This window comes from Streptomyces sp. NPDC002889 (genome assembly GCF_042888425.1).
Classification (GTDB): Bacteria; Actinomycetota; Actinomycetes; order Streptomycetales; family Streptomycetaceae; genus Streptomyces.
Genome location: NZ_JBIAPT010000008.1, coordinates 176,184 through 190,449 on the forward strand (window position 1 = coordinate 176,184; position 14,266 = coordinate 190,449).

10 protein-coding genes are annotated in these 14,266 nt (G+C 70.5%); 4 read left to right on the plus strand and 6 right to left on the minus strand.

The window, feature by feature from the left end:
* Positions 1–20 precede the first annotated feature (20 nt).
* The 5 genes from ACFYWI_RS14265 to ACFYWI_RS14285 all read right to left on the minus strand — a co-directional run bounded on the left by ACFYWI_RS14265 (position 21) and on the right by ACFYWI_RS14285 (position 6,867).
* Positions 21–2,882: an FtsX-like permease family protein gene (locus tag ACFYWI_RS14265; protein ID WP_389230548.1), complete on the minus strand. Its 2,862-nt coding sequence runs from the start codon at positions 2,880–2,882 to the stop codon at positions 21–23.
* Entirely contained in the window at positions 2,879–3,631 is a 753-nt protein-coding gene (locus ACFYWI_RS14270) for an ABC transporter ATP-binding protein (protein WP_389230551.1), read from the minus strand. Before ACFYWI_RS14270 ends, ACFYWI_RS14265 begins: the two co-directional genes overlap by 4 nt.
* Positions 3,632–3,842: 211 nt before the next feature.
* Positions 3,843–4,508, minus strand: coding sequence for a PadR family transcriptional regulator (locus ACFYWI_RS14275; protein ID WP_389230554.1), 666 nt, complete (start codon positions 4,506–4,508; stop codon positions 3,843–3,845).
* Between the two features lie 84 nt (positions 4,509–4,592).
* The gene (locus ACFYWI_RS14280; RefSeq protein ID WP_389230556.1) at positions 4,593–5,075 is read right to left on the minus strand and encodes a hypothetical protein; all 483 of its coding nucleotides are present in this window, start codon (positions 5,073–5,075) and stop codon (positions 4,593–4,595) included.
* Between the two features lie 172 nt (positions 5,076–5,247).
* The gene (locus ACFYWI_RS14285; RefSeq protein ID WP_389230559.1) at positions 5,248–6,867 is read right to left on the minus strand and encodes a protein kinase; all 1,620 of its coding nucleotides are present in this window, start codon (positions 6,865–6,867) and stop codon (positions 5,248–5,250) included.
* A 386-nt stretch (positions 6,868–7,253) separates the two neighbouring features.
* On the opposite strand from ACFYWI_RS14285, the gene ACFYWI_RS14290 reads away from it, so the two are divergent.
* Positions 7,254–8,777 carry a protein kinase gene (locus ACFYWI_RS14290; RefSeq protein ID WP_389230562.1) on the plus strand — a complete coding sequence of 508 codons (1,524 nt, stop codon included), beginning with the start codon at positions 7,254–7,256 and terminating at the stop codon, positions 8,775–8,777.
* Between the two features lie 106 nt (positions 8,778–8,883).
* Here the strand turns inward: ACFYWI_RS14290 and ACFYWI_RS14295 are convergent, their stop codons facing one another.
* Positions 8,884–9,891, minus strand: coding sequence for a phosphotransferase (locus tag ACFYWI_RS14295; protein ID WP_389230565.1), 1,008 nt, complete (start codon positions 9,889–9,891; stop codon positions 8,884–8,886).
* 689 nt (positions 9,892–10,580) lie between these two features.
* Between ACFYWI_RS14295 and pdhA the strand changes: the two genes are divergently transcribed.
* From pdhA to ACFYWI_RS14310, 3 genes are read left to right on the plus strand one after another with little or no spacing between them, the layout of a single operon-like run.
* Positions 10,581–11,738 (plus strand): pyruvate dehydrogenase (acetyl-transferring) E1 component subunit alpha, encoded by a 1,158-nt coding sequence (gene pdhA / locus ACFYWI_RS14300; protein WP_389230568.1) that lies wholly within the window; start codon positions 10,581–10,583, stop codon positions 11,736–11,738.
* A 2-nt stretch (positions 11,739–11,740) separates the two neighbouring features.
* Positions 11,741–12,721 (plus strand): alpha-ketoacid dehydrogenase subunit beta, encoded by a 981-nt coding sequence (locus ACFYWI_RS14305; protein WP_389230572.1) that lies wholly within the window; start codon positions 11,741–11,743, stop codon positions 12,719–12,721.
* Between the two features lie 14 nt (positions 12,722–12,735).
* The gene (locus tag ACFYWI_RS14310) at positions 12,736–14,178 is read left to right on the plus strand and encodes a dihydrolipoamide acetyltransferase family protein (protein WP_389230575.1); all 1,443 of its coding nucleotides are present in this window, start codon (positions 12,736–12,738) and stop codon (positions 14,176–14,178) included.
* Positions 14,179–14,266 lie beyond the last annotated feature (88 nt).

The following is a 14,266-nucleotide window of genomic DNA, read 5'->3' on the forward strand; positions in this document are numbered from 1 at the left end:
GGAACGGTCCCGCGAGCCCGTCAGGTCGCCTCGCGGCGGGCCAGAGCGCCACGGGAGCGCGTGACCAGGGCCGCCAGCAGCGCGGCACCGACCGGAACGGCGACGAGCAGTGCGGCGAGCGTCGCCCAGGGGATGATGATCGGCACGTACGGCACCGAGTCCATCGCGCCCCAGCCCTCGTCCAGCGCCTCCTCGTACCAGCTCATCTGCTGGCGTTTCTCGGTGAGCCGCAGCCCGATCGCCGGCAGTACACCGGCCGCCGAGCCGAGCAGCACACCCATCGCGGCGACCACACCGCACTGGAACCCGCTGAGCGTCCTGCGGACCCTCGGCGGTGCGCCGACCGCGGCCAGTGTCTTCAGATCCGCCTCGGCGTCCGCCTGCGCGAGCCCCGTGGCGATACCGGCCGCACCGATGGTGACGAGCCCGGCGAAGACGGTCAGCGCCAGCAGGATGATGCTGTTCTCGCTGGTGTATCCCTCCTCCACGCGCAGGTTGATGTCGGCACCGACCTTGTCGAGCTCGTTGTCGAGCTTCTGGCGCTGCTCACTGCTCGGCATCTTCTCGGTGGAGTAGTACGCGCCGAACGGGACCGTCCTGATGCCCGACGCCTTGGCGGTGGCGGCCGGAACGATGATGTCCACGCCGTACGAGAGGGGCGAGCCCGCGATCTGGTGCGCGGGGAGGTTCTTGACCTCGCCCGGCGCCTCCTTGCCCTCCTCGGAGGCCTTGTCGGCCGCCTCCAGGTCCGTGATCAGGCGGATGCCTATCCTGCCGGAGGTGTCGATGTTGCGCTTGTCCAGGGTGACGACCTTTCCGGCGGTCAGGGCCTTCTCGGCTGCCGGATCGTTGATCCCGAGCACCTTGAGCAGCTTCGCATCGCCGATCAGCAGACCGCCGTCGGTGTAGCTGCCCTGCCGAGAGGTCAGACAGCGCCAGTCCTTGGCGAGCTTGCGGCGCTCGGCCTTGCTGAACTTCTCCGCAGGGTCGCCGTCGGGGTTCGCAGGGTCCATCGCCCACAAGGGGCACTGGTTCGCCTTGGGCACGACAATCTCGTAGCGGCCGCAGCCCTCACCCGGGTCGTACATCCCGCAGCTCGGCCTGCCGACGGCGATACGGTCCACATCCGCCCGCAGATCGACAGGGAGCATCTTCTCAATGGTGCTGCGCACCGAGGGAACATCCCGTCCAGCACCCTCCTCGATCACCATCGAGACGGCGCCGTGCGGCAGTTGGGCCAGGTACTCCGCCTCGCCCTGGGCGTCCCTGCTCGCCGCATAGGTGGCCACCGCGACCGTGCCCGCGACGGCGGCCAGTACCGCGGCCACGGCCGGTCCCGTACGCCCCCGGTTGCGCACGGCGTCGCGCAGCGCGAGCCGTGGGGAGAGCGGCAGGATGCGTCCGGTCCGGCCGAACAGGCCCACCAGGGCGGGCGTCAGCGCGACCACGCCCAGCTCGGCGATGGCGCTGCCGCCGGCGACGATGAGGAACTCCTCGGTCATCGCGGAGCCGTACAGCGCGATCGCCGCACCCACGATCACCGCGATCAGACCGATGACCGGCAGCACCCGGCTGCTCCTGCGGACGCCGCGGCGACCGGTGAGCGAGGCCAGCACCGTCTGCCGCGAGGAGGTGACGGCCGGCACGATTGCCGCCATCAGACCGGTGAGCACGGCGAGCAGCGCGATCCCGAGCAGCTCGAGGGGCCGTACGTCGAAGCTGCCGAAGCGCTGCCCGATGTAGTCCTCGAGCACCGGCCGCAGGGCGAAGGTGAGGACGATGCCGAGGACCGTGCCGACGACCGCCGCCGCGACACCGATCACCAGACCGCCGCCGAGGACGATGGCGCGGATATGGCGGCGGTCACCGCCGTTGGCGCCGACCAGGCCGAGCTGGCGTCGCGAACGCCGGGCGCCGACCGCGAACGCGGGACCGGCCAGCAGACAGATCTCCAGCATGGCGAGGCCGACCACCGTGGCGACCGCGGCGAGGGCCGCCGCCTGGGCGCGGGTGCTGTCCTCGAAGTTGCCCCAGCCTTCCTCCTGGTAGATCGGCACCTCGGCCTCGGCCGGCGGATTCAGGGACACCGCGCGCGAAGTGACCATCACGCCCTTGGCGTTGATGTCCTTGACCATGTTCCACGTGAAACCACCGGAAACGGTCGCCAGATACGTCGTGCGCGCGTCCACACCGGGCAGCTCGTCCGCCTTCAGTGCCTTGTCGAGCGGCGCGAGCAGCGCCCCGGGCAGAGCGTTGACCTGATCCGTCTTCAGGGAGTCGGGGAGCTCGTAGGAGCCGACGATCCTGTAGGCGCGGTCGAACCCCCGCGCGGTGAGGGAGGAGCCCACCTTCAGACCGCTGCTCTCGAGGAAGTGCGTGGTGGCCGCGACTTCGTCGGGCTTCTGCGGGAAGCGGCCGCTCTGCAGAGCCAGGATGCCCCCGGCCATCGGCTCCGAGGCGTCCAGCTCACGGATCTCCGCCTGCAGCAGACCATGCGTGGTGCGGAGCTTGGCATAACCGGTCGAGTCCTTGAGGGACTTGGATCCGGCGGGCAGTGCCTTGGTGATGTCCGTCCGGCCATCGGGCCACGGCCTGCCGTCGAACTCGCCGACCGGCGTGTAGTTCTGGCCGTCCGGCGTCTGGTGGATGGGCACACCGCCCGTACCGGCGTCGGACAGCAGGGCATCCGCGGCGCCCAGCGCACGCTCAAGGCGCTGCTCGGTCGAGAGCTCGGCACTGCGCAGCGTCAGATCCGCGGCGCTCACGCCGAGGATGGGCAGGGCGATCATCGCCAGGACGAGGAAACTGCGTCCCTTGGAGCGCCAGGCGTCGCGGCGCGCGATCCGGATCGCGGCGCGCCAGGAGTGGTACCAGGTCATCACAGTTCGGCCGCCTGGCCGGAGAGCAGCGAGTCGGCCTGGCTGCGGACGGTCTGGTCGACAACGGCGCCGTCGCGCAGGAAGACCACGCGGTCGGCCCAGGCCGCGAAGCGCGGCTCATGGGTGACGAGGATGCCGGCCGCTCCGGCGTCGCAGCGGGCGCGCAGCAGGGCGAGGACGGACTCGCCGGTCTCGGAGTCCAGGGCACCGGTCGGCTCGTCGGCGAGGACCAGGCGGCGGTCGCCGACCAGGGCGCGGGCTATGGCCACGCGCTGCTGCTGACCGCCCGACATCTCGTCGGGGAAGCGGTCGGCGAGGTGGCCGAGCTCCATCTCCTCGAGTGATGCGACGGCCTCGGCGCGGGCCTTGCGGGCGGAGACGCCGTCGAGTTCGCGGGGCAGGGCGACGTTCTCGGCGGCGGTGAGGGCCGGGATGAGGTTGTAGTCCTGGAAGACGTAGCCGATGCTGCGGCGGCGCAGGGCGGCGAGCGTCTTGCGGCCGGCGGTGGTGATGTCGGTGTTCTCGACGATCACCCGGCCCGCGGTGGGGGTGTCGAGGCCGCCCGCGATGGTGAGCAGCGTCGACTTGCCGGAGCCGGAGGGGCCCATGACGGCGACCAGTTCACCGGGGAAGACATCGAGGTTGACCCCCCGCAGGGCGTGCACCTCGGTGGCGCCGCTGCCGTGCACTCGGGCGAGTTGCTGGAGTTGCAGCACGGGTTGCCGTGACTGCTGTGACTGCTGATCGGACATGGATGGGTCCCCCTTGGGCGGATACGTACATGCGAGCGGAGCGGATGTACGGACAGATGTGGTCGGCCGGGTGGGCCGCGTGGGCGGCGAGGCCGTGGGGCCTCGAGGTCGCGGAACCGTGGGGCCGGGAGATCGCGGGACCCGTCCGGCTGTCGGCCGGTGGTCCGTCGTGCGTGGTGGTACGGGTGTGCGCGCGTCGCCGCGCTGTCGGCTAGGGCGCCGACGGGTACCTGGGCTGCGACGCCGACGGGGCCGGCGGTACGGCCGGGGGCGGGCTCGGCGCAGCCGCCGGCCCGGTGGCGGCCGTCGAGCGTCCGGCTCCCCGCCCGGCCGCGGCGGAGAGCCTGATGAGCCGCACTTCGCAGTGGTCGAGCCAGCGTGCCTCGGCCTCTGTCTGGAAGATCAGCTGCTCAAGTACCAGCAGCCACGCCACGTCGTCGCGCTCCTGCGCGCCCCCGCTCTCGATCGCGGCGAGTGCCTGGGCCTTCAGACGCGTGTAGTCCTGCATCGCCTTCAGCGTGTGATGGCGCTGGGACTGGATGACGCCGCGGATGTCCACCCCGGGGGCGCCGACCGCCATGGCGAGCTTGATGGCCAGCTCGTCACGAGGCGGGCTGGTGCGGTCCACGGGCGTCTCGAACCAGTTCCTCAGCTCGGCGCGCCCGCCCTCGGTGATGACGTACAGCGCATGGCCGGCCTCGTCCGCGCCGTTCTGGGCGACCATGCCGTCGCGTTCCAGGCGGTTGAGGGTCGTGTAGACCTGCCCGACGTTGAGAGGCCAGGTGGCACCGGTGCGGGACTCGAACTCCGAACGGAGCTGGGAGCCGTACCGGGGGCCGTGCTCGAGGAGGGCGAGGAGCCCGTGGCGGATGGACATACTCAGTATGTATACCGGGTATGCCCCTCACGGCAACCATCGTCAGACGGACTCGTCGCATCCGTCCTGAGGGGGACGGGAAAGTCAACGGCGGCGCAGCCGCAGCCCCAGAAAGCCGATTCCGAGCCCCATGAGCGCCATTCCGGCGCCCAGGGAGAGCGGGGAGATCTCCTGTCCCGCGGGACCGGGAGCGGCCCGAGGTTCCTGGTGGCGGGCCGCTGCGCCCGCGCTGACGCTCGGCGCCGGCACCCATGTGCCCAACACCTCGCCGGGCTCCTCCTCCTCACGTGCTGCGTCCTCCCCAGGAGGGGTGTCCTCGTCGGGCGCACTCGTCGGAGGGACGACAGTCAAAAGGGAGTCCGAGGGGGTCGCGGGCACGAGGCGGCCGGGCCGCGGGCGCCCCTCCGCGGCCTGCCGCCCGGCGAAAGAGGTCGAGGGGAGGGGATTGGCCGTGGGGGCGAGGGCGGGGTCGGGGGCCTCGCTCTCCTCGCGGAGGGTGACCGGCGAGGTCAGCAGGAACAGGGAGGCGGCGGTGAGCGCGCACCGAGCGCGGAGCTTCGGAGTCACCAGGTGCCCCCTCCCGAGCCGAGATCGCCGTCACCGAGATAGTGGACTCAGCGTCACATGAGGGAACATTTCCGGCATCTCGGGCAGAGGGGCGCCAACGGCCCGGCGTACGCGCGGCGCGCGTGCCGGGCCGTTCCGTGGTATTCGGGCCGTTCCGTCGTATGCGGCGGACCTAATCCGGGTAGCCGCTGGAGACCTGGAGGCTGAAGGTCGCATTGTCCTCCGAAACCTCCACATCGGCCGCCGGGAACTGCGTGATCACGATGTCCTTGCCCCACTGGGCATTGGCGACCTGCTCCACATTGATCTTCCAGCCGCGGGTTGCCGCGCACTCCTTCACGGACAGCAGGTCCTTGTAGACGAAGTCGGGCGCCTGGACCTTGGACGGGTCGTTCTGACCCTCTCTGGCGTCCGAGCACTTCGTGGAGTCGATGGTCCTGCTGCGCTCCGGCCCTTTGTAGCCCTCCGCCGCCGGCGAATCGCTCGTCGTCGGGTCGCCGCCCCCCTGCCCGCCCGCGTCCTCGTTGTTCAGCATGATTGCCGTGATCAGACCGCCGATCGCCAGCAGCGAGACGGTGATCGCACCCACGATCACCGGCATGTTCCGCTTGCCGCCGCTGCTGCCCGCCGTACCCGGCGTCGCGTGCGGCGCCATCGAGTAGGGAGGCGGCGTCGAGGCCATTGGAGCCGGGTTCTGGTACACCGGGGCAGGCCCCGGCGCCGGGTAGCCGTAGTGCGGCCCGGAGGCCGGCGCGGGCGCCGGGCTCGCCGAGCCGTAGGGGCCCGGCTGGTACGGCGTCTGCACGCTCTGCGGCGCCGGGGTCGACTGGCCCAGCGGTGGGAAGACCGCCGAGCCCACGCCCGCACCACTGCTCGTCGGTGCACCGCCGATGATCATCGGTGCACCGGTCTGCCCGGCCGCGCCGACCCGCGCGCACTCGTCGCGCATCGCGGCGGCGCTCGGAAAACGCTCGTTCGGGTTCTTCTTCAGCGCACGCGCGACCAGGGCATCCATCGCCGGGGTGACGGAGCGGTTGATCGTGGACGGAGCGACCGGCTCCTCCTGTACATGCGCGTACGCGATGGCCAGGGGCGAGTCCGCCTCGAAGGGCAGCCGTCCGGTCAGCAGCTGGAAGAGCATGATGCCGACCGAATACAGGTCGGACCGGGCGTCCACGCCGCGCCCGAGGGCCTGCTCCGGCGAGAGGTACTGCGGGGTGCCGACCACCATGCCGGTCTGCGTCATGGACGTGACACCGGACTGCATGGCGCGCGCGATGCCGAAGTCCATCACCTTGACGACACCGCGCTTGGTCATCATCACGTTGCCGGGCTTGATGTCGCGATGGACCAGGCCCATCTCATGGCTGGTCTCCAGCGCGGCCAGCACATCGGCGGTCACCTTCAGCGCCTTGTCGGCCGGCATCGCGCCGTACTGCTGGATGTCCGAGGCCAGCACCGACCCGAGGGGCTGTCCCTCCACGTACTCCATGACGATGTACGGCATCAGCGCGCCGTTCAGCTCGTCCTCACCGGTGTCGAAGACCGACACGATGTTGGTGTGCGAGAGCTTGGCGACCGCCTGTGCCTCACGCCGGAACCGCTCGCGGAAGGACTGCTCGCGCCCCAGCTCGGTGTGGAGTGTCTTGATGGCGACCTGGCGGTCGAGGGCGGAGTCGTAGGCCAGGTAGACGGAGGCCATACCGCCCTCGCCGAGCAGGTCACGAAGCTGGTACCGGCCGCCCGCGACCGAACCACCCGCATAGCGGCCCTGTGCGCCGTCCTGGCTCATGACTGTGCATCCCCCTCGGCGCGAAGGCCCGACGGCCCGCGATGATCCGCGTTGCTTCGTGTTCCGTGTACGTGATCCACGTCTCGTGATCAGTGATCCGCAAAACATGACCGTGATCCCGTATTACACGGGGCAAGTCTGCCCGAGGGGTCCTGCACGTCAAGCCAGGTGCCCGTTCCGTGACCGTACGCACAAGAAGCGTCTCGGAAGCGTTACAGGAACCGCATGCAATTTGCGCGGCCGGCCGCGTAGCAGGTTTGATGGCCGGTCTCTCTCAGGACAGGCCGGTTGCGCAAAGGCTGTAGCGTGACGTGGCACAGCACCTGGAGACATGGCGAACCCCGCAGGCACAGTACGCACGCGGACAGATACGACGGCGAGGACTGATGGCACCCGAACCCGAGGCAAACGGCGGCGGAGTGCCGGAGTCCGTGGAGGCCTGGGGCGTCGGCGGACTGGTCGGCGACGGCCGTTACCGTCTGACGCACCGTCTCGGCCGTGGCGGCATGGCCGAGGTGTTCGCGGCGGAGGACGTACGGCTGGGCCGTACCGTCGCCGTGAAGCTGCTGCGCGCGGACCTTGCCGAGGACCCGGTCTCCAAGGCCCGTTTCACGCGTGAGGCGCAGTCGGTCGCCGGCCTCAACCACCATGCGGTGGTGGCGGTCTACGACTCCGGCGAGGATGTGGTCGGAAGCCAGACCGTCCCCTACATCGTGATGGAGCTCGTCGAGGGCCGCACCATCCGCGACCTGCTGGTCAACGCCGAAGCCCCGCCGCCCGAGCAGGCGTTGATCATCGTCTCCGGTGTGCTCGAGGCGCTCGCCTACTCGCACCAGCACGGCATCGTGCACCGTGACATCAAGCCCGCCAACGTCATCATCACCAACTCCGGTGCGGTGAAGGTGATGGACTTCGGCATCGCACGCGCCCTGCACGGCGCGCAGTCGACGATGACCCAGACCGGCATGGTCATGGGAACGCCGCAGTACCTCTCCCCCGAGCAGGCGCTGGGCAAGGCCGTCGACCACCGCTCCGACCTGTACGCCACGGGCTGTCTGCTCTACGAACTCCTGGCCCTGCGGCCCCCGTTCACCGGCGAGACCCCGCTCTCCGTCGTCTACCAGCACGTCCAGGACATCCCGGTCCCGCCGTCCGAGGCCTCGGACGTCGTACCGCCGGAGCTCGACGGACTCGTGATGCGCTCGCTCGCGAAGGACCCGGACGACCGGTTCCAGAGCGCGGAGGAGATGCGCGGACTGGTGCAGTACGCCCTGCAGATGCTGCAGCAGCAGGGCAGCCACAACGGCGCCTGGAACACCGGCCCGGTCGAGATGTACGAGGGCGGCGCCGCCCCCGCGATGGGCATGGCGGGATCGACCGCCGCGATGCACCCCGTGCACGGCGAGACCTCGCAGAGCCCGCTGCTGCCGCCGGTGAACCCGCACGACGGCGGATACGACGGCGGTCACCACGGGGGCAGGAACGGCGGCCGCGGCAAGATGTGGCTGTTCGCCGCGCTCGCCGTCATAGCGATCGTCGCGGGCATCGCCTTCGCGGTGGACCGGGCGAAGGACACGAAAGACCCCGCGGACAGCACGACGATCTCCGAGACGCCCTCGACGCCGGACACGGAGCCCACGCCGACCGACGAACAGACCACGCCGTCGGAGGAGCCGGACGACTCGACCGGCGGCAACCAGCAGCCCACGTACACGCCGTCGTACACGCAGTCCTACACGCCGACGCCGACGCCGACGCCCACGGACGACCCGACGACAGCGGACCCGACGCAGCCGACGGACGAGCCGACGGACGAGCCGACGGACGAGCCGACCGACGATCCGACGGGCGACCCGTCGACGCCCGGCACATCGGTGGGGAACACGGGCCTGCCGGGCGGAGAGGGCTGACCCGCCGGGGACCGCTCACCCGGCGAACCCCGGCGTGCCCGCTTTCGCGAGCCCCGTCGTCAGCTGCCCGCCCGGTGAAACCCCCGTGCGGGCTGCCCGCCTCCGCTCACCTGGTGAACGCCTCGCGCACCGCTTCGTACTCTCTCGTCCACCAGACCGCCAGGGCCGACACCGCGGGAAACTGCGGGTCGGCCCTTCGGTCGTGGAGCTGGTAGCGCCACCGCAGTATCCAGAAGTCGTTGAGCCGCTCCCACCACACCCGGTGCACCGCCGCCGCGAGCTCCGCGGCGTCCGCCCCCGCCGCGCGCCGGTAGGCCCGCGCATACGCCCGTACCTTGGTCAGCTCCAGTTCCCCGGCCGGCTGTACGAAGAAGATCGCCGCGGCGCGCACCGCCTCCTCCGCGCGCGGCTGGACCCCCAGCCGGTCCCAGTCGACGATCGCGGCCGGTTCGGCGCCCTGGTACAGCAGGTTCAGCGGATGGAAGTCTCCGTGCACCCAGCCTCCGCCGCCGCCCGGCGGCGGTCTGCGGTCGGCATGGCGGGCCAGCAGAGTGCGCCGCTGGAGCAGCCGGTGCTCGGCGAGGGTGTCGAAGGAGTCCCTGGGGTGCGACGCGCGGGAGTGGGCGAGCAGTTTCTCGATGAGCGCGAATGTCGCCTGAGGATCGGCGCTCTCGTACGCGGGCGGCGCCGCCGGGCCGGGCTCCATGACATGGGCCAGGCAGGTGTGCACCCGGCCGAGGAGGGAGCCGAGCCGCCGGGACTGGGCGGTGGTGAGCTGTGCGCCGTCGCGGTGCCGGCCGTCGATCCAGGGGTGCAGGGCGTAGCAGTGGCCGCCGATCAGCGCGACCGTGCCGCCGTGCGCGTCCTCGACGGGCGGGGCGACGGGCACCCCGAGCGTCTGGAGCCGCTGGGTGGCGCGGTGCTGGTGCGAGATGGCCTCCTGGTCGCCGTCGAGGTGGTGCTTGAGGAAGTACGCCCCGCGGGTGGTGGCGAGGCGGTAGCCGCGGTTGAGGAGGCCTTGTGTGACAGGCCGGCAGGAGAGCGGCTCGCCCGGGAGTCGGTATCGGCGCAGGAGCGCACCGAGAGGTGGGGCAGTAGCAGATGAGCGCGGCACCCGCCAGATGTTAGATCACGCAGCGTGTCGGCGAAGATGCGGGGGGTGCCGGAGGAGATCTTGGCGGCGCTGCGGGCGCGTGCATGGTCAGCGACCCGGCCGGATGCACGGAAAGACGGCATCGAAGGCCTTGCCGTCCGCCGTCCGATCATCGGGCACGGCAGCGCCCGGGCGGGTCTCCGGGATCCTGACCAGGGCATCCGTGCCCGGGCGGTGCCCCGCCTGCGACCTCGATGTCCTCGTCGGCGGAGAGCGGTCCGTTCACGCCATGCGGGAAAACCTCATGATCCTGCAAGAGGAATACAGTGATTTTTCCACTTTCGGGTACTAAAGAAGTCTCGTACATTGACTCTTCCCGTCCCCCGGGTGGCCGGGATAACGTGCCGGTGTTCCGGTGGCCCGCAAGGCTCAACCAGTGCCCTGACCAGCAGGAGTTCCCCGATTTCTCGATTTACTTGGAAATCCAAGCAAAATCGCAGGTCAAATGGGGTTTCGCAGTAATGCGAATCACTGGGTAACGTGCCTGTGACAGGGCACTCGCCGGGGCACCTGTCACGCCTGATCCCGGCCGAGTCGCACCCACCCCGTGCACAGGTACGGATACAGGCGAGCCTCCCCTTGCCTTGGGAAGGGGCGACCTCAGGCCACACCGGCGAACCCGGGGGCCGGACCGACGGAGGAGCACGCACGTGACCGTGGAGAGCACTGCCGCGCGCAAACCGCGACGCAGCAGCAAGCGCGTGAGCGCGGCCAAGAAGCCACAGAGTTCCGAGCCCCAGCTCGTACAGCTGCTGACGCCCGAGGGTGAGCGCGTCGAGCACCCCGACTACGAGATCGACCTGACCCCCGACGAGCTGCGCGGGCTGTACCGGGACATGGTCCTCACGCGCCGCTTCGACGCGGAGGCCACCGCCCTGCAGCGGCAGGGCGAGCTGGGGCTGTGGGCCTCGCTGCTGGGTCAGGAAGCCGCACAGATCGGCTCGGGACGCGCCCTGCGCGACGACGACTACGTCTTCCCGACCTACCGCGAGCACGGCGTCGCGTGGTGCCGCGGGGTCGACCCGACCAATCTGCTCGGCATGTTCCGCGGTGTGAACCACGGTGGCTGGGACCCGAACACCAACAACTTCCACCTGTACACGATCGTCATCGGCTCGCAGACGCTGCACGCCACCGGGTACGCCATGGGCGTGGCCAAGGACGGCGCCGACTCGGCCGTGATCGCGTACTTCGGCGACGGCGCCTCCAGCCAGGGCGATGTCGCCGAATCGTTCACCTTCTCCGCGGTCTACAACGCCCCGGTCGTGTTCTTCTGCCAGAACAACCAGTGGGCGATCTCCGAGCCGACCGAGAGGCAGACCCGCGTCCCGCTGTACCAGCGCGCGCAGGGCTTCGGCTTCCCGGGCGTCCGTGTCGACGGCAATGACGTTCTCGCCTGCCTGGCCGTGACCCGGTCGGCGCTGGAGCGGGCCCGTCGCGGCGAGGGACCGACGCTGGTCGAGGCGTTCACCTACCGGATGGGCGCGCACACCACGTCGGACGACCCCACGAAGTACCGGCACGACGACGAGCGGGTGGCCTGGGAGGCCAAGGACCCGATCCTGCGGCTGCGTACGTATCTGGAGAACGAGGTCCTCGAAAAGCCCGAGGCCGAGGCGTTCTTCACCGCGCTGGACGAGGAGAGCGACGCCCTCGCCAAGCGGGTGCGCGAGGCGGTACGGGCCATGCCCGACCCGGACCACATGGCGATCTTCGACAATGTCTACGCGGACGGGCACGCGCTCGTCGACGAGGAGCGCGCCCAGTTCGCCGCCTACCAGGCGTCGTTCGCCGAGGAGGGCAACTAGTCATGGCCGTACAGAAGCTGCCCCTCGCCAAAGCGCTGAACGAGTCGCTGCGCAAGGCCCTCGAGACCGACCCCAAGGTCCTGATCATGGGCGAGGACGTCGGCAAGCTCGGCGGTGTCTTCCGGATCACCGACGGACTGCAGAAGGACTTCGGCGAGGACCGGGTCATCGACACCCCGCTCGCCGAGTCGGGCATCGTCGGCACAGCGATCGGTCTGGCGCTGCGCGGCTACCGGCCGGTGGTGGAGATCCAGTTCGACGGGTTCGTCTTCCCCGCGTACGACCAGATCGTCACGCAGCTCGCCAAGATGCACGCCCGTGCGCTCGGCAAGATCAAGATGCCGGTCGTCGTCCGCATCCCCTACGGCGGCGGCATCGGCGCGGTCGAGCACCACAGTGAGTCCCCCGAGGCGCTCTTCGCGCATGTCCCGGGCCTCAAAGTGGTCTCGCCCTCGAACTCGTCCGACGCGTACTGGATGCTCCAGCAGGCCATCCAGAGCGACGACCCGGTGATCTTCTTCGAGCCGAAGCGGCGCTACTGGGACAAGGGCGAGCTCGATGTCGAGGCGATCCCCGGCCCGCTGCACAAGGCCCGTGTCGCCCGTGAGGGCGCCGATCTCACCCTCGCGGCGTACGGCCCGATGGTGAAGGTCTGCCTCGAGGCGGCGGCCGCGGCGGCCGAGGAAGGCAAGTCGCTGGAGGTCCTCGACCTGCGGTCGATGTCCCCGATCGATTTCGACACCATCCAGACCTCGGTGGAGAAGACCGGCCGACTGGTCGTCGTCCACGAGGCTCCGGTCTTCTACGGCTCGGGTGCCGAGATCGCCGCTCGCCTCACGGAGCGGTGCTTCTACCACCTCGAGGCCCCGGTGCTGCGGGTCGGCGGCTTCCATGCCCCGTACCCGCCGGCCAGGCTCGAGGAGGAGTACCTTCCGGGTCTGGACCGGGTGCTGGACGCCGTCGACCGCTCGCTCGCGTACTGAGGAGTGCCGTGACCATGACTGCAGACACTTCGCTGCGCTTCCGCGAGTTCAAGATGCCCGACGTGGGCGAAGGGCTCACCGAGGCGGAGATCCTCAAGTGGTACGTCAAGCCGGGTGACACCGTGACGGACGGCCAGGTCGTGTGCGAGGTCGAGACGGCGAAGGCGGCCGTCGAGCTGCCGATCCCGTACGACGGCGTGGTGCACGAGCTGCGCTTCGAGGAGGGGGCGACCGTCGACGTCGGCACGTCGATCATCACGATCGACGTGGCGCCGGGCTCCGCTCTCGTCGAGGAGCCGCCGCCGGCCGCCACCGAGCCCTCGCTCGCGGCCGCTGAGCAAGTCGCCCAGGAGCCGGAGGAGAAGGCCGAGCCGCAGCGCCGCCAGCCCGTTCTCGTCGGCTACGGCGTCGCGGAGAGCTCCACCAAGCGCCGCCCGCGCAAGGCCACGCCCGGTGTTCCGGAGCAGGCCGCGGCCGCCGCGATCCAGGCCGAGATGAACGGCCACGGGGCGCCGGCCCCGGACCGTCCGCGCCCGCTGGCCAAGCCGCCGGTCCGCAAGCTCGCCAAGGACCTCGGCGTCGACCTGGCGCAGGTCATCCCGACCGGTCCGGACGGGGTCATCACACGCGAGGACGTGCACGCGGCGGTCGCTCCCGCGCCGGTCGCGGCGCCCGTCACGCCCGTGGCCCGGCCCGCCGAGCAGCCTGCTCCGGCAGGGGCGGCCCCGGCACAGGCGGCGGCGCCTGCCGCCGGTGCGCGGGAGACCCGTGTCCCGATCAAGGGCGTACGGAAGGCGACCGCGGCCGCCATGGTCGGCAGCGCCTTCACGGCGCCGCACGTCACGGAGTTCATCACGCTCGACGTGACGCGCACGATGAAGCTCGTCGAGGAGCTCAAGGCCGACAAGGACATGGCAGGCCTGCGGGTCAATCCGCTGCTGCTGATCGCCAAGGCGCTGCTGGTCGCGATCAAGCGGAACCCCGAGGTCAACGCCGCCTGGGACGAGGCCAACCAGGAGATCGTGCACAAGCACTACGTCAACCTGGGGATCGCGGCGGCCACCCCGCGCGGTCTGATCGTGCCGAACATCAAGGACGCGCACGAGATGACCCTGCCCGAACTGGCGCAGGCGCTCGGCGAGCTGGTCGCCACCGCCCGCGAGGGCAGGACCACTCCGGCGGCGATGCAGGGCGGCACGGTGACCATCACCAACGTGGGCGTCTTCGGCGTCGACACCGGAACGCCGATCCTCAACCCCGGCGAGTCGGCGATCCTCGCGGTGGGCGCGATCAAGCTCCAGCCGTGGGTCCACAAGGGCAAGGTCAAGCCGCGCCAGGTCACCACGCTGGCGCTGTCCTTCGACCACCGTCTGGTCGACGGTGCACTGGGCTCCAAGGTCCTCGCGGATGTCGCGGCGATCCTGGAGAACCCCAAGCGCCTGATCACCTGGGCGTAACGCCCGTACGGCGAAGGGCCCGTCGCGCAGCGCGACGGGCCCTTCGCCGTGCCCCGAGGCCGCGGGGCCCGTGGCATCACTTCGGCGG

Bases quoted from the DNA above. Each gene is read 5' to 3' on its own strand.
- ACFYWI_RS14270 (WP_389230551.1), bottom strand. From the start codon at position 3,631: ATGTCCGATCAGCAGTCACAGCAGTCACGGCAACCCGTGCTGCAACTC.
- ACFYWI_RS14275 (WP_389230554.1), bottom strand. From the start codon at position 4,508: ATGTCCATCCGCCACGGGCTCCTCGCCCTCCTCGAGCACGGCCCCCGG.
- ACFYWI_RS14285 (WP_389230559.1), bottom strand. From the start codon at position 6,867: ATGAGCCAGGACGGCGCACAGGGCCGCTATGCGGGTGGTTCGGTCGCG.
- ACFYWI_RS14290 (WP_389230562.1), top strand. From the start codon at position 7,254: ATGGCACCCGAACCCGAGGCAAACGGCGGCGGAGTGCCGGAGTCCGTG.
- ACFYWI_RS14305 (WP_389230572.1), top strand. From the start codon at position 11,741: ATGGCCGTACAGAAGCTGCCCCTCGCCAAAGCGCTGAACGAGTCGCTG.
- ACFYWI_RS14310 (WP_389230575.1), top strand. From the start codon at position 12,736: ATGACTGCAGACACTTCGCTGCGCTTCCGCGAGTTCAAGATGCCCGAC.